At 58.6% G+C, this 17,457-nt stretch carries 14 protein-coding genes, 1 rRNA gene and 1 pseudogene; 4 read left to right on the top strand and 12 right to left on the bottom strand.

Annotation, left to right across the window (positions count from 1 at the left end; genetic code table 11):
• From AC13DJ_RS00540 to AC13DJ_RS00505, 8 genes are all read right to left on the bottom strand, one after another.
• A 16S ribosomal RNA gene (locus AC13DJ_RS00540) occupies positions 1-86 on the bottom strand; the annotation flags it as partial.
• Between the two features lie 193 nt (positions 87-279).
• Positions 280-456: a hypothetical protein gene (locus AC13DJ_RS00535; protein ID WP_482933256.1), complete on the bottom strand. Its 177-nt coding sequence runs from the start codon at positions 454-456 to the stop codon at positions 280-282.
• A 60-nt stretch (positions 457-516) separates the two neighbouring features.
• Positions 517-1,122 carry a protein-methionine-sulfoxide reductase heme-binding subunit MsrQ gene (locus AC13DJ_RS00530; protein WP_482933255.1) on the bottom strand — a complete coding sequence of 202 codons (606 nt, stop codon included), beginning with the start codon at positions 1,120-1,122 and terminating at the stop codon, positions 517-519.
• 11 nt (positions 1,123-1,133) lie between these two features.
• A complete protein-coding gene (msrP, locus tag AC13DJ_RS00525) occupies positions 1,134-2,105 on the bottom strand; it encodes a protein-methionine-sulfoxide reductase catalytic subunit MsrP (RefSeq protein WP_199458079.1) in 972 nt (323 codons plus the stop codon).
• A gap of 91 nt (positions 2,106-2,196) precedes the next feature.
• The gene (gene pssA / locus AC13DJ_RS00520) at positions 2,197-3,009 is read right to left on the bottom strand and encodes a CDP-diacylglycerol--serine O-phosphatidyltransferase (protein WP_022987781.1); all 813 of its coding nucleotides are present in this window, start codon (positions 3,007-3,009) and stop codon (positions 2,197-2,199) included.
• 90 nt (positions 3,010-3,099) lie between these two features.
• Positions 3,100-4,116, bottom strand: coding sequence for a ketol-acid reductoisomerase (gene ilvC, locus AC13DJ_RS00515; RefSeq protein WP_058341567.1), 1,017 nt, complete (start codon positions 4,114-4,116; stop codon positions 3,100-3,102).
• A 64-nt stretch (positions 4,117-4,180) separates the two neighbouring features.
• Positions 4,181-4,672, bottom strand: coding sequence for an acetolactate synthase small subunit (gene ilvN / locus AC13DJ_RS00510; protein WP_036218832.1), 492 nt, complete (start codon positions 4,670-4,672; stop codon positions 4,181-4,183).
• A gap of 2 nt (positions 4,673-4,674) precedes the next feature.
• Positions 4,675-6,393 (bottom strand): acetolactate synthase 3 large subunit, encoded by a 1,719-nt coding sequence (locus AC13DJ_RS00505; RefSeq protein ID WP_482933254.1) that lies wholly within the window; start codon positions 6,391-6,393, stop codon positions 4,675-4,677.
• Positions 6,394-6,863: 470 nt separating this feature from the next.
• On the opposite strand from AC13DJ_RS00505, the gene AC13DJ_RS00500 reads away from it, so the two are divergent.
• The gene (locus tag AC13DJ_RS00500; RefSeq protein ID WP_473802427.1) at positions 6,864-7,340 is read left to right on the top strand and encodes a DUF4124 domain-containing protein; all 477 of its coding nucleotides are present in this window, start codon (positions 6,864-6,866) and stop codon (positions 7,338-7,340) included.
• Between the two features lie 86 nt (positions 7,341-7,426).
• On the opposite strand, the gene clpB is transcribed toward AC13DJ_RS00500, so the two are convergent.
• From clpB to rluD, 3 genes are all read right to left on the bottom strand, one after another.
• Positions 7,427-10,003: an ATP-dependent chaperone ClpB gene (gene clpB / locus AC13DJ_RS00495; RefSeq protein WP_473802428.1), complete on the bottom strand. Its 2,577-nt coding sequence runs from the start codon at positions 10,001-10,003 to the stop codon at positions 7,427-7,429.
• 158 nt (positions 10,004-10,161) lie between these two features.
• Positions 10,162-10,917 (bottom strand): peptidoglycan editing factor PgeF, encoded by a 756-nt coding sequence (gene pgeF, locus AC13DJ_RS00490; RefSeq protein ID WP_482933253.1) that lies wholly within the window; start codon positions 10,915-10,917, stop codon positions 10,162-10,164.
• Positions 10,907-11,884 (bottom strand): 23S rRNA pseudouridine(1911/1915/1917) synthase RluD, encoded by a 978-nt coding sequence (gene rluD / locus AC13DJ_RS00485; RefSeq protein ID WP_482933252.1) that lies wholly within the window; start codon positions 11,882-11,884, stop codon positions 10,907-10,909. The genes pgeF and rluD overlap by 11 nt, the downstream gene beginning before the upstream one ends.
• A gap of 63 nt (positions 11,885-11,947) precedes the next feature.
• Between rluD and AC13DJ_RS00480 the strand changes: the two genes are divergently transcribed.
• Positions 11,948-12,781: an outer membrane protein assembly factor BamD gene (locus AC13DJ_RS00480; RefSeq protein WP_482933251.1), complete on the top strand. Its 834-nt coding sequence runs from the start codon at positions 11,948-11,950 to the stop codon at positions 12,779-12,781.
• An 11-nt stretch (positions 12,782-12,792) separates the two neighbouring features.
• Here AC13DJ_RS00480 and AC13DJ_RS00475 read toward each other — a convergent pair whose 3' ends face one another.
• Entirely contained in the window at positions 12,793-14,457 is a 1,665-nt protein-coding gene (locus AC13DJ_RS00475; RefSeq protein ID WP_482933250.1) for an NAD+ synthase, read from the bottom strand.
• Positions 14,458-14,547: 90 nt separating this feature from the next.
• Between AC13DJ_RS00475 and AC13DJ_RS00470 the strand changes: the two genes are divergently transcribed.
• Both AC13DJ_RS00470 and AC13DJ_RS00465 read left to right on the top strand, forming a co-directional pair.
• Complete coding sequence (locus AC13DJ_RS00470) at positions 14,548-16,194, top strand: sensor histidine kinase (RefSeq protein WP_482933249.1); 1,647 nt, start codon at positions 14,548-14,550, stop codon at positions 16,192-16,194.
• Positions 16,195-16,244: 50 nt separating this feature from the next.
• Positions 16,245-17,318: pseudogene (locus AC13DJ_RS00465) on the top strand (sigma-54-dependent transcriptional regulator); the annotation flags it as partial.
• Between the last annotated feature and the right edge of the window lie 139 nt (positions 17,319-17,457).

The raw sequence follows: 17,457 nt of genomic DNA, 5'->3' as shown, positions 1-17,457 counted from the left end.
GCAAGCACCCCCTGTTACCGCTCGACTTGCATGTGTTAAGCCTGCCGCCAGCGTTCAATCTGAGCCATGATCAAACTCTTCAGTTTAAATCATACAAGAACCCGTAAGTTCTTAATTCTTGCTCAAGACAAAACTCAATTTCGACGAGTCACTGTCCTGATATTTCGTATCCGAAATACCTCGGCCAGCGCCCACACGAATTACTTGGTTAACTTGTTAAAGAGCGTTTGAGCTGCTGCTCAATCAAGGCCGCGCATTCTACATCGTTCCGCCGCCTTGTCAACCGTTGATTTCGAATAATTTCTGAAGCAATTTTTCGAATACTTTCAATCGGTTGCATTCCTTCCGAAAGTTGCCGTAAGCGGCTTGCCCCTCAGAAGTGGTGCGCATTCTACAGGCGTAAGAAAAACTGTCAACGCCCTTTTCCGAAAAAACCTGACAGGCTTCGGTTTCCACCTACACGCCTGATCAATCACTCACCACAATGGCTATTTATTGTTCATTTTGTGACGTATTTCAAGTTCTTTTTAGTGGCACCAGAGACGAAACACCAAACCACCTTGCCCGCACCACCAACAATCCCGCCAGAATTACCGCGTAAACCACCATTTCGGTAATGTCACTTCTCGCCTGCCAGAGGAAATGCACCCACGCGAGTATCGCAGCCGGATAAATCAAACGATGCAACGGCTTCCACCACCGTCCGGTACGCTTCATCATTCTCCGGGTGGATGTGATCGCCAGGGGCACCATCGCCAGAAATGCGGCAGCACCCGCAATGATGTACGGGCGCTTGGTAAAGGTCGCCCAAAGATCCATCCAGCCCAGAATCAGCTGAAGGAAGGCCAGCAGATGCAACACGGCATAGAAAAAGGCAAACAACCCCAGCATCCGCCGGTAACGCAACCAGCCCGACCAGCCGGTTACTTTCTTTAACGGGGTAATGGCGAGCGTAACCAGAAGCAGCTGGAATGCGGCAATGCCAAGCGCCTCCGTAATCACCTGTCCAGGGTCCGGCCCCAGATTGGCATTAACAATATCAGCAGCCAGAAAGCCCAGCGGCAGCAGGGCCAAACCAAACACCAGGCACTTTCCGGCAATACCGAGCCACCTATTTGCCACAGCAGACGCCATCAGTAATACCTGGACAGATCCATGCCCTTGTAAAGGCCGGCCACCTGCTCGCCGTAGCCATTAAACTTTTCAGTCTCAATCCAGTTCGGCCGGAACACGCCCGAAGGCAAACGGCGCTCCATCTTCTGGCTCCAGCGCGGGTGATCCACTTCCGGGTTCACGTTGGCGTAGAAGCCGTATTCGCTTGGCGCAATCATTTCCCAGCTGGATTTCGGCTGCTCTTTCATAAAGCGGATACGCACAATCGACTTGATACTCTTGAAACCGTATTTCCAGGGCACCACCAGGCGGATCGGCGCACCGTTCTGGTTGGGCAAGGTCTTTCCATACAGACCTACCGCCAGAAACGACAACTCGTTCATCGCCTCATCCATACGCAGGCCTTCCCGATAGGGCCAGTCGATGGTACTGAACAGAGATCGCTGTCCGCGCATCTGCTCCGGGGCATTCAGCGTTTCGAAATAAACAAATTTCGCATCCGAGTTCGGCTCCAGGCGTTTGATCACCTCCGCCAGCGGTACACCCACCCACGGGATCACCATTGACCAGGCCTCAACACACCGCAACCGGTAGATCCGCTCCTGGTACTGGTGAGGCTTCAGCAAATCCTCCAGCGCGTACGTGCCGGGATTCGCACACTCCCCTTCTACTTCAACGGACCAGGGGTCCACGGACATTTCCGAAGCGTAGCGGGATGGGTCCTGCTTACCGGTGCCGAATTCGTAGAAATTGTTGTATGTAGTGATGGCATCATACGGGGCCGGTTTCTCGTCTGTGGAGAATTGCGGCGCAGCCTTGTAGTCCAAAACCGTTCCCGGCCGGGTATCTTCCGCCCGAACCAGTCCCGGAATCGACAGCGCAGCGGCTGAAGCAATGGCACCGGTCATGAATTTGCGCCGATTCAGGTAGACAGATTCCGGGGTTACTTCAGATTCAGGGACAGACCAGGAAGGGCGTTGCTTGATAAACATCGGAGGCTCCAGAGTTCGCGGTTAGCAGATAGACCGAACATTCCCGGAGAAATTCCCGCCCGGGCAGGATCCGGGCGGGAGGCAGTTGTCGTCAGGCGCGCTTTGGCTTTTTCCGGAACAAGGCGCGGACCGGTCCCGACAACGCATAGATCAGGAACGCAGTGAACAATACGGTGGCCGGGTCTACAGCGATCACTACCAGTATCAAAACCACCAGCAAGATAGCGGCGAAAGGCACCCGCCCCCGCAAATCCAGGTCTTTGAAGCTGCGGTAAAGAACGTTGCTCACCATCAGCACGCCGGCACCGCCGACGACCACAATGGACAGCAAGGTCAGCCAGGCGGACGGTTCAAACTGATGGAAGCACCAGACCAGGCCTGCCACACAGGCGGCTGCAGCCGGGCTCGGCAAACCCACAAAGAACTTTTTATCAACAGAGCCAATCTGGGTGTTGAAGCGAGCCAGCCGCAATGCCGCGCCGGCCACGTAGATGAACGTAATGGCCCAGCCCACTTTATCCAACCCGTTCAGGGCCCAGAAGAAGGCCACCATACCCGGAGCCACGCCGAAGGCCACCATATCGGCCAGGCTGTCATACTCTTCACCGAACTTGCTCTGGGTGTTGGTCATCCTGGCCACCCTGCCGTCCAGACCATCCAGAACCATCGACACGAAAATAGCGATGGCGGCGTTATCGAACACGCCGTTGGCGGCAGAGACAATGGCATAGAACCCGGAAAACAGGGATGCGGTGGTCAGGGCATTGGGCAGCAGGTAGATGCCCTTACGGCGCACCTTGGCTCCCTCAACCAACTCTTCCTCGACAACCTCGCCACTTTCAAGGTCCAGCTCTGCAGCCTTGTTCGGTTCAGGCTTGTCGACAGATTTATTCTCTTCAGTCATTCCATAAACTCCGGAAAGCATTTGGGCGGAGTATATACGAAAAACGCGGCCACTAGGGCCGCGCTTTCAAACCGTACCGGAAATTCCGGATCAGTTCTTTTCTTTATCCACGATCTTGTTCGCGGAAATCCACGGCATCATGGAACGCAGCTTCTCGCCCACAGTCTCGATCTCGTGAGCCGCGTTCTGGCGACGACGAGCAGTCATGGACGGATAGTTCAGGGCACCTTCAGAGATGAACATCTTGGCGTATTCACCACTCTGGATGCGCTTCAGTGCGTTACGCATGGCTTCGCGGGACTGCTCGTTGATCACCTCCGGGCCAGTTACGTACTCGCCGTACTCAGCGTTGTTGGAGATGGAGTAGTTCATGTTGGCAATGCCGCCTTCGTACATCAGGTCAACAATCAGCTTCAGCTCGTGCAGACACTCGAAGTACGCCATTTCCGGAGCGTAGCCCGCTTCGGTCAGGGTTTCGAAACCGGCTTTAACCAGCTCAACCGCGCCACCACACAGAACCGCCTGCTCACCGAACAGGTCAGTTTCGGTTTCGTCTTTGAAGGTGGTTTCGATGATACCGGTACGGCCACCGCCGATGCCGCTGGCGTAGGACAGGGCTACGTTCTTGGCGTTGCCGGAAGCGTCCTGGAAGATCGCGATCAGGTCAGGAATACCGCCGCCCTTGGTGAACTCGGTGCGTACAGTGTGGCCCGGCGCCTTCGGAGCAACCATGATCACGTCCAGGTCTTTACGCGGAACGATCTGGTTGTAGTGGATAGCAAAACCGTGAGCGAACGCCAGGGTAGCGCCCTGCTTCAGGTTCGGCTCGATTTCGTCGCGGTACAGCTGGGCCTGGAACTCGTCCGGAGTCAGCACCATAACAACGTCGGCGGAAGCAACGGCAGAAGCCACGTCGCTGGTCTTCAGGCCGTAGGCTTCAGCCTTGGCGATGGAGGAAGAGCCGGCACGCAGGCCAACCACTACGTCTACACCGGAGTCCTTCAGGTTGCACGCGTGCGCGTGGCCCTGGGAGCCGAAGCCCAGAATGGCAACTTTCTTGCCCTGGATGATGGAAAGATCACAATCCTTATCGTAATAAACCTGCATGAGAAACCTCTGTTATCAGTAACAGCCCTTCGGGGCCATAGTGTTCAAATTTTTCGGGCAGCCCTTACAGGCTGAGAACTTTTTCGCCACGGGCGATGCCGGATACACCGGTACGCACCACTTCCAGCACGCCAGACGTGCCTACAGCCTGGATAAAGCCATCAAGCTTGCTGCTGTCGCCGGCCAGCTGAACGGTATAAACCGAGCTGGTTACGTCGACAATCTGGCCCCGGAAGATATCCACGGTGCGCTTGATTTCCGCACGCTGGGAACCGGTTGCCTTCAGCTTGACCAGCATCAGCTCACGCTCGATGTGGGCACCTTCGGTCAGGTCTACCAGCTTGACCACTTCAATCAGCTTGTTCAGCTGCTTGGTGATCTGCTCGATAACCTTGTCGGAACCGCTGGTGGTGACGGTCAGGCGAGACAGGGTCTCGTCTTCGGTCGGCGCCACGGTCAGCGTTTCGATGTTGTAGTTGCGCTGGGAAAACAGCCCAACCACGCGGGACAGTGCGCCCGGCTCGTTTTCAAGCAAAACAGAAATGATTCGACGCATGATCACACCCTCTCCGTTTTGCTGAGCCACATATCTTTCATGGAACCACGGGCAACCTGCATCGGGTACACATGCTCGAAGCGGTCCACGTAAATATCCACAAATACCAGCTTGTCTTTCATCGCCAGGACTTCCTTGAGCCTGGGCTCCAGGTCTTCCTTGCGATCAATGCGCACGCCAACATGGCCATAGGCTTCCGCCAGCTTGATGAAGTCCGGCAGAGACTCCATGTAAGACTGGGAATGACGGGACTCGTAGTTCATGTCCTGCCACTGCTTGACCATGCCCAGGGCCTGGTTGTTCAGATTGATGATCTTCACCGGCAGATCGTACTGTTTGCAGGTGGACAGCTCCTGGATGTTCATCTGGATACTGCCTTCACCGGTGAAGCACAGCACTTCATCTTCCGGATGGGTCAGTTTGATACCCATGGCGGCCGGCAGGCCGAAGCCCATGGTGCCGAGGCCACCGGAGTTGATCCAGCGGTTGGGCTTGTCGAATTTGTAGTACTGGGCAGCAAACATCTGGTGCTGGCCGACATCGGTGGTTACGAAGGCATCACCGTTGGTGAGCTTCCAGAGCATCTCGACCACTTCCTGCGGCTTGATCACATCCGGGCTGGTTTCGTAACGCATACCGTGGAACGCACGCCACTCTTCGATCTGCTTCCACCAGGACCCCAGCGCTTCGGCATCCGGCTTGTCCTTCGACTCTTTGACCAGCGACAGCATTTCTTTCAGTACCGCATCCACCGGGCCAACAATGGGCACGTCTGCATCTATGGTCTTGGAGATAGATGCCGGGTCGATATCGATATGAATAATGCGCGCACCCGGGCAGAACTTCTCGGTGGCGTTGGTTACGCGGTCATCAAAGCGCGCGCCCACACAGAGAATCAGGTCTGAATGGTGCATCGCCATGTTGGCTTCATAGGTGCCGTGCATACCCAGCCAGCCCAAATGCTGCTTGTCGGTCGCCGGATAGCAGCCGATGCCCATCAGGGTGTTGGTGATGGGGAAGCCCAGGGTCTGGGTCAGCTCGGTCAACTGGCTGGAGGCCTTGCCCAGGATCACACCGCCGCCGGCATAGATGATCGGGCGCTTGGCCGCCATCAGCATGTCTACGGCTTTCTTGATCTGGCCGGCATGGCCACGGACTGCCGGGTTATAGGAGCGCAGCTTGACCTTCTTCGGATAGGCATACTCATAGCGCTCGTTCGGGGTGGTCATATCCTTGGGGATATCCACCACAACCGGGCCGGGGCGGCCGGTAGAGGCAATGTAGTAAGCCTTGCGGATCACTTCAGGAATTTCTTCCGGATGGCGCACACTGAGGTTGTGCTTAACCACCGGGCGGGAAACACCGATCATGTCGGTTTCCTGGAAGGCATCTTCACCAATCAGTGTAGATGCAACCTGGCCGCACAGAACCACCATGGGGATGGAATCCATGAATGCGGTGGCAATGCCGGTAATAGTGTTGGTGGCTCCAGGACCCGAGGTCACCAGTACGGTACCTGGTTTTCCAGTTGCACGGGCGTAGCCGTCGGCCATGTGGACCGCCGCCTGTTCGTGCCGTACCAGAATATGCTTGACTTTGTCCTGCCTGAACAGCGCATCATAAATATGAAGGGCTGCACCACCCGGATAGCCGTATATGTATTCGATCCCTTCATCCTGCAGGGAGCGGATCAGCATATCGGCGCCAGACAATAACTCCACGATTTCTACCCTCTTCTACGAGTGAATGAGCCGGGTTACGCCCCGGTTGCCTGGATTCTCGGTTTCCCTGCTTCTTGTGAAAGCGGAACCGGCGTACTCCTCCACACCATTTTTAAGAGGTTGTCTCCTGGCCAGCCGCCCTCCTGAGGGTTGCGGAGAACGACCAATCAACGGGTTGCACGTAAGCAACAACCAGTGCCCGCCAGCGGGTGGCGAACGCAGTGTGGTGATTAACGGGGGATACTCGCTCGGGATTGCCTGCCGTATTGACCCCAGTCTTCAGGCAATCTGCAATTCTGACAGCGCGAAACTCACTGTCAATAGGCGCTGTGGCTTAATTGCCACCATTTTCTTAGACACAGGGCCCCGGTTGGCCAATAATGGTGCAAGAGATTTGAACCAGACAGAAGAAAATCCGCATTCGGGGTGGCATCATGTCACCAGGCAGTAATCGAATAACGAGTGGACCTATGAACCGAAAAATCCTGATGCTGGCCGCGATCATGGCCGCCGCCCCGGGCTTCGCCGCCGGTGCCTCTGTATACAAATGGACCGACGACAGCGGCGTAACCCACTTCGGGGATCGCCAGCCTAATGGTGCATCTGCAGAGATTGTTAACGTGCGCACTGGCAAGAGTTCCGGCGGCCAGGCGTCCCGGGTGAGCCTGCAACAGCAGGTTCAGGAAATCCAGGAGCGCCAGCAGGCTGAAGCCCAGCAGCGCCAGGAAACCGCCCAGGAAGAAGCCCTGCGCAAACAGCGTGAAGCCAACTGCGCCACCGCTAGCTCCAACCTTGAAGTAATCGAAAGCTACGCCCGGATTCGCGTTGAGGAGAACGGAGAGATGCGCTACCTGACCCCGGAAGAAATCGAGGAACAGCGCAAGCAGTTTGAAGAGATTGCCGCCGAGAACTGTGGCCCGATGGAAGAACGAACCGAGCAGCAGTAAAACAAAAAAGCCAGCCGGGCAACCCGACTGGCTTTTTCGTTCCCGGTTGATAGCCGGGGCCACGAAGCCCCGGCACTGCGCAGCAATTACTTGCTGGCAAACACCACGGCGTTGTCCTGAACCGTCGCCACGATGGTATCCCCCGGCATAAACTCCCCTTTCAGCAGTTTCTGCGCCAACGGGTTTTCGATCAGCCGCTGGATCGCCCGCTTCAGCGGACGGGCACCGTAAACCGGATCGTAGCCCACCTCCGCCAGCAGCTGCATGGCGTCTTCGGCGATCTCCAGTTGCATGTCCTGATTCTTCAGGCGCTGCGCCAGGTTCGCGATCTGGATGCGGGCAATGCCCTGGATCTGGTTTTCCGCCAGCGGATGGAACACCACCACTTCATCCACACGGTTGATGAACTCGGGGCGGAAATGAGTACCCACCACTTCCATCACCGCAGACTTCATGTCTTCGTAATTCTCCTCGCCCGCCTTCTCCTGAATGATGTGAGAGCCCAGGTTGGAGGTCATCACAATCACCGTGTTGCGGAAGTCCACGGTGCGGCCCTGGCCGTCGGTCAGGCGGCCGTCGTCCAGCACCTGCAGCAGGATGTTAAAGACATCCGGGTGGGCTTTCTCCACCTCATCCAGCAACAGCACGGAATAGGGCCGGCGGCGCACCGCTTCGGTCAGGTAACCACCCTCTTCGTAACCCACGTATCCGGGAGGCGCACCAATCAGCCGGGCCACGGAGTGCTTCTCCATGAACTCGGACATATCGATGCGCACCATCGCTTCTTCGGTATCGAACAGGAACGAGGCCAGCGCCTTGCACAGTTCGGTTTTGCCCACACCCGTGGGGCCGAGGAACAGGAAGGAACCGTTGGGGCGGTTCGGGTCTGACAACCCGGCCCGGGACCGGCGCACGGCGTTAGACACTGCTTCCACCGCTTCTTCCTGGCCAATCACCCGGCCGTGCAGCGCCTCTTCCATGCGCATCAGCTTGTCGCGCTCGCCTTCCAGCATCTTGGACACCGGAATACCGGTCCACTTGGAAACGATTTCGGCGATTTCCTCATCGGTTACCCGGTTACGCAGCAGTTCCATTTTCTGCATCTCGGCCTGGCCGGCCATTTCCAGCTGGCGCTCCAGTTCCGGAATCTTGCCGTACTGAAGTTCCGACATCCGCCCCAGATCACCGGAACGGCGGGCGGTTTCCAGGTCAATGCGCGCCTGCTCCAGGTCGCTCTTGATCTTCTGGGAACCGTGCAGGGCCGCTTTCTCGGCATTCCACACTTCTTCGAGGTCCGAGTATTCCCGTTCAACACCGGCAATCACATCCGACAACTCCGCCAGTCGCTTCTTGGAGGCGTCGTCTTTCTCTTTCTTCAGGGCCTCGCGCTCGATCTTCAGCTGAATCAGGCGGCGCTCAAGGCGGTCCAGCGCTTCCGGCTTGGAATCCATCTCCATGCGGATCTGACTGGCGGCTTCATCCACCAGGTCGATAGCCTTGTCCGGCAACTGGCGATCAGTAATGTAACGGTGTGAGAGCTTGGCGGCCGCAATGATTGCGCCGTCGGTCACCTCAACCCCGTGGTGCACTTCGTAGCGCTCTTTCAGGCCCCGCAGGATGGCAATGGTGTCTTCCTCGCTGGGCTCGGAGACCAGCACCTTCTGGAACCGGCGCTCAAGGGCCGCGTCTTTCTCGATGTTTTCCCGGTATTCATTCAGGGTAGTGGCACCCACGCAGTGCAGCTCACCCCGGGCCAGTGCCGGTTTGAGCATGTTACCGGCATCCATGGAGCCTTCCGCCTTACCGGCGCCCACCATGGTGTGAATCTCGTCGATGAACAGGATGATCTGCCCTTCCTGCTTCGACAGCTCGTTCAGCACCGCCTTCAGGCGCTCCTCAAACTCACCCCGAAACTTGGCGCCGGCAATCAGCGAGCCCATATCCAGGGACAGCACCTTCTTGTCTTTCAGGCCATCGGGCACTTCGCCGTTCACAATGCGCTGCGCCAGACCTTCCACAATGGCAGTCTTACCCACGCCCGGTTCACCTATCAGCACCGGGTTGTTCTTGCGCCGGCGCTGCAGCACCTGGATGGTACGGCGGATTTCATCGTCCCGGCCGATCACCGGGTCCAGCTTGCCTTGTTCGGCCCGCTCGGTCAGATCAATAGTGTACTTGGACAACGCCTGACGATTTTCTTCTGCACCTGCATCGTTCACGGTTTCACCACCACGCACCTGATCAATAGCCTTTTCCAGGGCGGCTTTGTCTACGCCCTGCTCCCGCAGAATGCGGCCCAAAGAACCCCGGTCTTCCAGCGCCGCCAGCAAGATCAGCTCGCTGGAAACAAACTCGTCGCCCCGCTTTTGGGCCTGCTTGTCCGCCATATTCAGCAGCCGGCCGAGGTCGTTGGATACCGACACATCGCCGGCGTTGCCCTGCACTTCCGGCAGGTTTTCAATTTCCTGGGCGACGGCCTGGCGCACCCGGCCAGCCTCTGCACCCACCTGTTGCAGCAGCGGCTTTACCGATCCGCCCTGCTGATCGAGCAGCGCCTGCATAAGATGCACCGGCTCAATAAAATTATGGTCTTTGCCTACCGCGATCGACTGCGCATCCGCCAGGGCGGACTGCAGTTTGCTGGTCAGCTTGTCGATTCTCATGAGTTCAGTTCCCCGAATTTTTTGCGAATACGCACCACGGCCCGTTGCCTTCGGCGTATTCCGATTGCTTTGACATTTAATGTAGGGGCAGGTAGGGGGACTTCAAGCTGGGGGCTGACTATTTCGACGAAAACTTGACGGCCGTCAGCTGCGACCGGTCAGCCCAGCCAGATAATCGACGCCATACGGCCCGTCTGGCCATCGCGGCGGTAGGAGAAAAACCAGTCCTGGTCGCGCACAGTACACAGGCTACCGCCGGATACCGAGCTAACCCCGGCGTGCCGCAGGCGTTGGCGGGCAAGGTGGTAGATATCGGCCATGAAATGGCCGGGGCGGGCACCGGCTGATTTGAAGGCACTAGCGGCTTCCGGGGACTGCCCGATAAAGGCTTCGCGCACTTCCGGGCCCACTTCGAACTGCTTCGGGCCTATGGCGGGGCCCATCCAGGCCACCAGCTCCGAAGGCTCCACCGCCATGGCGGCCACCAGGTTTTCCAGTACACCGCCACACAGGCTGCGCCAGCCGGCGTGGGCCGCCCCCACCACCGTGCCTTTGCGGTCCGCCAGCAGCACCGGCAGGCAGTCAGCCGTCAGGATGGCGCAGGCCATTCCGGGAATACGGGTAAAGCTGGCGTCTGCATCCGGGCAGGAACCCACGGTGGCAGGCGTTAATTCAACCACTTCGGTGCCATGCACCTGATTCAGCCAACCAATGCGGTTGCTGTCCAGCCCGGCGAAGCGGGCCAGGGTTTGGCGGTTTTCCTGCACGTGGCCAGGATTATCACCCACGTGATCGCCCAGATTCAGGCTGTGCCAGGGCGGCCGGCTGACGCCACCTTTACGGGTAGTACACAAGGCCCGCACCCGGCGTGGCGCAGGCCAGTCCGGGCGCAGTACATCGTGCTCAGTAATCATTCTCTTCCAGTTCCCGGGCATGCTTGCGCAGGGTTTCGATCAGGTGAACCATGTCCTCTGGCAGGGGCACTTCCCAGCTCAGAGTCTCACCGGTTTCCGGATGCTCCAGGGTCAGCTGCCGGGCGTGCAGGGCCTGGCGATGGAATGCCGCCAGCACATCCCGCAACTCTTCGGTGGTGCCTTTGGGCAAACGCAGACGACCGCCATAAACAGGATCACCTACCAGCGGATGGCGCACGTGGGTCATGTGTACCCGAATCTGGTGCGTGCGGCCGCTTTCCAGCTTGCAACGAACATGGGTATGGGCGGCAAAGCGCTCAATCAGCCGGTAATGAGTCACTGCCGGCTTACCGGACGACACCACAGCCATGCGCTTGCGATCCTGCGGGTGCCGGCCAATGGGGGCGTCCACCGTAGCGCCACCGGTGAGAGAACCCACTACCACGGCCTCGTATTCCCGGCCCATGGTACGTTCCTGCAGCTGGTTAACCAGCGAGGTGTGGGCAATCAGGCTGCGGGCCACCACCATAATGCCGGAGGTGTCTTTATCCAGCCGGTGCACAATGCCGGCCCGGGGCAGGTTTTCCACTTCCGGCGCATAGTTCAGCAGCGCATTCACCAGGGTACCGTCGGCATGGCCCGCCGCCGGGTGCACCACCAGCCCGGCGGGCTTGTTGATCACCAGCAGGTGCTCGTCTTCATAAACGATATCCAGGGTGATCGGCTCGGCTTCCCAGGTAACCTGCACTTCCGGCTCGGCGTCCAGGTCCAGAACGTCGTCCATCATGACTTTGTCCCTGGGCTTGCGGGCTTCGCCGTTCACCGTGAGCGCCCCGCTTTTGATCCAGGACTGCAGGCGCGAGCGGGAATGCTCGGGCATGAGTTCGGCCGCAGCCTGATCCAGCCGCCGGTCGCTCAGTTCCGGGGGGATGGTGTAATGTCCGGTAATACGGTTATCGGAAGACATTCGGCCTCTTTTTGCTACAATGCGGGGTTCATTCAAGTTGCGACCATTATACGGGATTCCGGCATGAGATCAGTTGTCCGATTACTGCTAATTTCCACTATCATTGCGCTGGCCAGCGGCTGCGCCTCTAATCGCGAAGTGGGAGTACTGCCGGAAGAGACATACTACGACAACGCCCGCCAGGCCATGAACTCCGGCAACTTCAACGAAGCCGAAGAAAACCTGGACGCCCTGGAAACCTACTACCCGTTCGGCCGCTACGCCGAACAGGCCCAACTGGACCTGATCTTCGCCCGCTACCAGAACCTGGACCTGGAAGGCTCCCGGGCGGCGGCTGACCGCTTTATGCGCCTGAACCCCCAGAGCGACCACCTGGACTACGCCATGTACATGCGCGGCCTGGCCTCTTACAACCTGGACATGGGCCTGGCTGCCCGTTATTTCCCGATTGATGTAGCGGCCCGCAGCCCCGGCGAACAGTTGCAGGCGTTCCGGGATTTCTCCCAGCTGCTGAACCGCTTCCCGGACAGCGAATACGCCCCGGATGCCCGCCAGCGCATGATCGCCATCCGCAACCGCATGGCCGAACTGGAACTGCACGCAGCCCGCTACTACATCAAGCGTGAGGCCTTTGTGGCGGCCAACAACCGGGCACGGTACGTGGTGGAGAACTTCCCGTCTTCCCCGGCCGTTGAAGAAGCACTGATTCTGCTGGCCGACACCTTCCGCTTTATGGACCTGAAGAAAGGCGCCAGCGATGCCATCGCTACCCTGCGCCAGAACTTCCCCAACAGCGAAGCCTTCGATGAGAACGGTGAGTTCCAGTCTGACCGCCTGCGCCGCCAGAACCGGTCCCTCACCAACGTGGTCACCTTCGGCCTGATGGGCGACGAGTAAGGCCCGCAGCCTTACTTGCCAACTTTCCAGCCGTTGGTAATCGGATACCGGCGGTCTTTGCCAAACCCGCGCTCGGTAATGCGCACCCCGATGGGTGCCTGCCGGCGCTTGTATTCGTTGATGTCCACCAGCCTTACCACCCGTTCGACATCCGCCCGTTCAAAACCTTCCGCGACAATGGCCTCGGCACTGTAATCACGCTCTACGTACAGGTTCAGGATCTGGTCCAGAACGTCGTATCCCGGCAGGCTGTCCTCGTCTTTCTGGTCCGGCGCCAGCTCTGCGGACGGCGGCCGGGTAATCACCCGCTCCGGAATGACCTGCGACAGGCTGTTGCGGTACCAGGCCAGGCGGAACACCAGGGTTTTCGGCACATCTTTCAGCACATCGAAACCACCGGCCATGTCGCCGTACAGGGTGGAATAACCCACTGCAATCTCGCTCTTGTTACCGGTGGTCAGCACCAGAGAACCGAACTTGTTGGACAGTGACATCAGCAACACGCCCCGCAGACGGGCCTGCAGGTTTTCTTCCGTGGTATCCGGTTTCGTGCCTTCAAAGGGCTTGGCCAGGGTTTGCATGAACACGTCGTACATGGGCTCGATGGAGAACACATCGTACTGAACGCCCATGGCACAGGCCTGGGCCTCGGCATCCTCAAGGCTGGCGCTGGAGGTATAGCGGAACGGCATCATCACCGCCCTCACCCGGTCCTTGCCCAGGGCATCGGCAGCCACCGCCAGGGTCACGGCAGAATCGATACCGCCGGATAAACCCAGCACCACAGATTTGAAGCCATTCTTGTTCACGTAATCCCGAACACCGGTCACCAGTGCGCTGTACACATTGGCTTCCAGGGAAGGCTCCGCCGGCAGCGGCTGAGAGATCGGCTGGCAGTGGTGTTCACACAGGAATTCCACCGGGAACAGGCCATCGGCAAACTGGGGCGCTTCCACCGCCAGCGCACCTGCGTGGTCGACCACCATGGAGCCACCATCAAACACCAGCTCGTCCTGCCCGCCCACCAGGTTTGTGTACACAATGCTCACCCGGTTATCCGCCGCCTTGCGTTCCAGCAGCGCCTTGCGCCGGGCCTGTTTGTCGATATCGTAGGGCGAGGCATTCAGGTTCAGGATCAGTTGCGCACCGGCGGCTGCGGCATCTTCCAGCGGGCCGTCTTTCCAGATGTCTTCACACACGGTGATGCCAACCGGCACACCCTTTATATCCATAACCAGAGTATCGCGGCCTTCAGCGAAGTAGCGTCTTTCATCGAACACCTGGTAATTGGGCGGGCAACGCTTGAAATACCGGCCGCGGATTTCGCCTTTCTCGACAACCACCGCGGCGTTATACAACAAGCCGCCGGAGCGCACCGGCGCGCCGATTACCATGGCCGATTCCAGATTGGCCTGCTGCAAACGCTCCAGGGCCTCGGCAATGCGCAGGTCCAGGCTCGGCCTCAACAGCAGGTCTTCCGGCGGGTAGCCGGTCAGGCACAGCTCCGGGAACAGCACGATGTCTGCCTTGTGCTGCTCCTGGGCCTGCTGAGTGGCCTTCAGTACCAGCTCGGTATTACCCGGAATGTCACCAACCAGAAAGTCCAGCTGGGCCATAACCACCCGCAGCTTGCGGGGGGAGTCTGAATCGGCGGATGCGGTTCCGGGTGTGGCCATGCAAAGGCTCCTGTAACTTGTTGCCATGAAAAGGCTATTATAACCCCGCAAAGGCAAGGATTTCTTCCGGGCAGAGGCAATAAACCCTTCATGGCAACCGAGCTTACCAACACAACCCATGCCCGCTCCCCGTTCGGGCCACCGGCAAAATACCAGCAGGCGCGCCTGTTCCGGATCTACAACCACTACCGGGTAGTCATCAGCCTGCTGCTGGTTGCCCTGCTGTTTGTAGACCCGTTCACCGCAGACACCCGTTTCCGCTGGCTGGATTACTACCAGGCCGGGGTGGTTTCGCACCTGGCCCTGAACGGCTTTATCGCCCTGCTCCTGCTGGCCGGCTTCCAGCCCCGGCAGCGGCATATCACCCTGTCGATACTCACAGATATCCTGGTGATGCACGGCTTGCTGCTGGCCAGTTCCGGCATTACCAACGGGCTGGCCAACCTGGTGATTGTCGCGGTTGCCGCCGGCAACATCCTGACCCCCACCCGCATGGGCACTTTCTACGCCGCACTGGCGGCCATCTGCTCGCTGGGCATCTCCGGCTGGGCGGTGATCACCATCAACGAAAGTGCCGACGACATTGTTCGGGCCGGCTCTTTGGGCATCCTGTATTTCGCCACGGCGGTCATTCTGCAGGGCATTTCCAAACGGGTGATCCGCAGTGAAGCCCTGGCCAGCAGCCGGGCCAGGAGCATTGCCGAGCTGGAACAGATCAACCAGCAAATTATCCAGCGCATGCGCACCGGCATTCTGGTACTGGACCGGCACGGTTACATTCGCCTGGCCAACGCGGCCGCCGAGGAACTACTGTTCGGAACAGCTACCCATGAAAACGGTACAGCGCACAACCACCGGGAATTACCCCCGCCCCTGAAAAAAGGCCTGGAATTGTGGCTGAGGCACCCCGACCGGCGAATAGAACCCTTCCAGCCATCATCCACATCACCGCTGCTGCAAGCCAGCCTGACCCAGCTGGACCAGGAGCAAGGCGACCTGATACTGGTGTTCATCGAAGACATGAGCAAGGTTACCCAGCAGGCCCAGCAAATGAAGCTGGCTTCACTGGGCCGCCTGACCGCCGGCATCGCCCATGAAATCCGCAACCCGCTGGGCGCCATCAGCCACGCGGCCCAGTTGATGGAAGAATCCCCCAACCTGGACAAGGGCGACCTGCAAATGCTGGATATCATTCGCCGGCATTCCCGGCGGGTGAACGGCATTATCGAGAACGTACTGGACTTGTCCCGCCGCCGGGCAGCAGATACCGAACTGGTGGATGTAGCCAGCTGGCTTGAAGAGTTCCGCCAGGACTTCCTGCAAACCCTGGACGACGACATCCCCGTAAAGATTGAACTCTTCTGCGACGCAGCCATACCCGCCGCCCGGTTCGATAAAAGCCAGGTTGAACAAGTGCTGGTAAACCTGTGTGACAACGGTTTGCGGTACAGCAAACAGCACAGCGGCCAAAACAGGATACAATTAGCCGCAGGCACCAGTGCCGATGGCGAGCGGGCCTTTGTGGATGTTAAGGATTTCGGCCCCGGTATAGCGCCGGAACACCGTAACTCCGTGTTCGAGCCGTTTTTCACCACCGACAAAAGCGGCACCGGCCTTGGCCTGTACCTGGCCCGGGAACTGTGTGAAGCCAACCAGGCGCACCTGTCGCTGGTGGAAGATGGCGAACCCGGCTGCCGCTTCCGGATCACCTTCGCCCACCCGGGCCGGATGATCTGACCGCCGGGCTGCCAACGCACTGCCATTCATCAAAGAACTGAACACAGATAATGATAAAACAGACCGCGCTGATCGTAGACGACGAACCGGATATCCGGGACCTGCTGGAAATCACCCTCACGCGCATGGGCATAGAGGCCTACACCGCGCCCGACCTGGCCAGCGCCCGGAGTTTACTGGCCAAGCACCAACCCCACCTGTGCCTGACCGACATGAACCTGCCAGACGGCAACGGCATAGAACTGGTGCAGTGGATTCAGGAACACAGCCCCTGCACCCCGGTGGCCGTGATTACCGCCTACGGCAGCATGGACACCGCCATTGAATCGTTAAAAGCCGGCGCCTTTGATTTTGTCTCCAAACCGGTCGAACTGCCCCGGCTGCGGGAGTTGGTAAACAGCGCCCTGAAGCTGTCCGAGCCCAAACTACAGCCGGCCGAAGAGAACGACGAGCCCGGCCTGCTGCTGGGAGAATCCCCGCAAATCCGCAAACTGCGCAACCAGACCCGCAAACTGGCCCGCAGCCAGGCTCCGGTGTTTATCAGCGGTGAATCCGGCAGCGGTAAAGAACTGGTTGCCCAGATGATCCACCTGCAGGGCCCCAGGGCCGACGGCCCATTCATTGCCGTCAACTGTGGTGCCATCCCGTCCGAACTGATGGAAAGCGAATTCTTTGGCCACAAGAAAGGCAGTTTTACCGGCGCCGTAGAGAACAAAGACGGCCTGTTCCGAAGTGCCGATGGTGGCACCCTGTTCCTGGACGAAGTGGCGGATTTGCCTCTCGCCATGCAGGTAAAACTGCTGCGGGCCATTCAGGAAAAAGCCGTGCGGCCCGTTGGCGATACCAAAGAGATCCCGGTAGACATTCGCGTGCTGAGCGCCACTCACAAAAATCTGCCTGAATTGGTGCTGTCCGGAGACTTCCGCCAGGATTTGTTTTACCGCATCAACGTCATCGAGCTGGCCGTACCCGCACTTCGAGAACGAAGAGACGATATCCCTCTTCTGGCCGAACACATACTTGAACGCATCGCCGGAGAGTATGAGTGCGCCCCCGCCACCCTAACCGCTCCCGCGATTGAACGGCTGAAAAGCTACGATTTCCCGGGCAACGTGCGGGAGCTGAGTTATTGTCAAATCTGGTGTATGACCATCAGGCAGCGTTCCTGCCAGATTGATCTTCCACCTGTATTCCATCCTGAAACTGCACGTTGTCCACGACCAGCTTCAGTTGGTCAAACCCCTTGATTCGCTTCCAGCGTTT

The sequence above is a fragment of the Marinobacter sp. L-46 genome, assembly GCF_056859535.1.
Note: the sequence above shows the minus strand (reverse complement) of the source record. Positions and strands in the feature narration are given on the sequence as shown.

Bases quoted from the DNA above. Each gene is read 5' to 3' on its own strand.
- ilvC (WP_058341567.1), bottom strand. From the start codon at position 4,116: ATGCAGGTTTATTACGATAAGGATTGTGATCTTTCCATCATCCAGGGC.
- AC13DJ_RS00500 (WP_473802427.1), top strand. From the start codon at position 6,864: ATGAACCGAAAAATCCTGATGCTGGCCGCGATCATGGCCGCCGCCCCG.
- ilvN (WP_036218832.1), bottom strand. From the start codon at position 4,672: ATGCGTCGAATCATTTCTGTTTTGCTTGAAAACGAGCCGGGCGCACTG.
- pssA (WP_022987781.1), bottom strand. From the start codon at position 3,009: ATGACTGAAGAGAATAAATCTGTCGACAAGCCTGAACCGAACAAGGCT.
- rluD (WP_482933252.1), bottom strand. From the start codon at position 11,884: ATGTCTTCCGATAACCGTATTACCGGACATTACACCATCCCCCCGGAA.
- pgeF (WP_482933253.1), bottom strand. From the start codon at position 10,917: ATGATTACTGAGCACGATGTACTGCGCCCGGACTGGCCTGCGCCACGC.
- clpB (WP_473802428.1), bottom strand. From the start codon at position 10,003: ATGAGAATCGACAAGCTGACCAGCAAACTGCAGTCCGCCCTGGCGGAT.
- msrP (WP_199458079.1), bottom strand. From the start codon at position 2,105: ATGTTTATCAAGCAACGCCCTTCCTGGTCTGTCCCTGAATCTGAAGTA.
- AC13DJ_RS00475 (WP_482933250.1), bottom strand. From the start codon at position 14,457: ATGGCCACACCCGGAACCGCATCCGCCGATTCAGACTCCCCCCGCAAG.
- AC13DJ_RS00480 (WP_482933251.1), top strand. From the start codon at position 11,948: ATGAGATCAGTTGTCCGATTACTGCTAATTTCCACTATCATTGCGCTG.
- AC13DJ_RS00470 (WP_482933249.1), top strand. From the start codon at position 14,548: ATGGCAACCGAGCTTACCAACACAACCCATGCCCGCTCCCCGTTCGGG.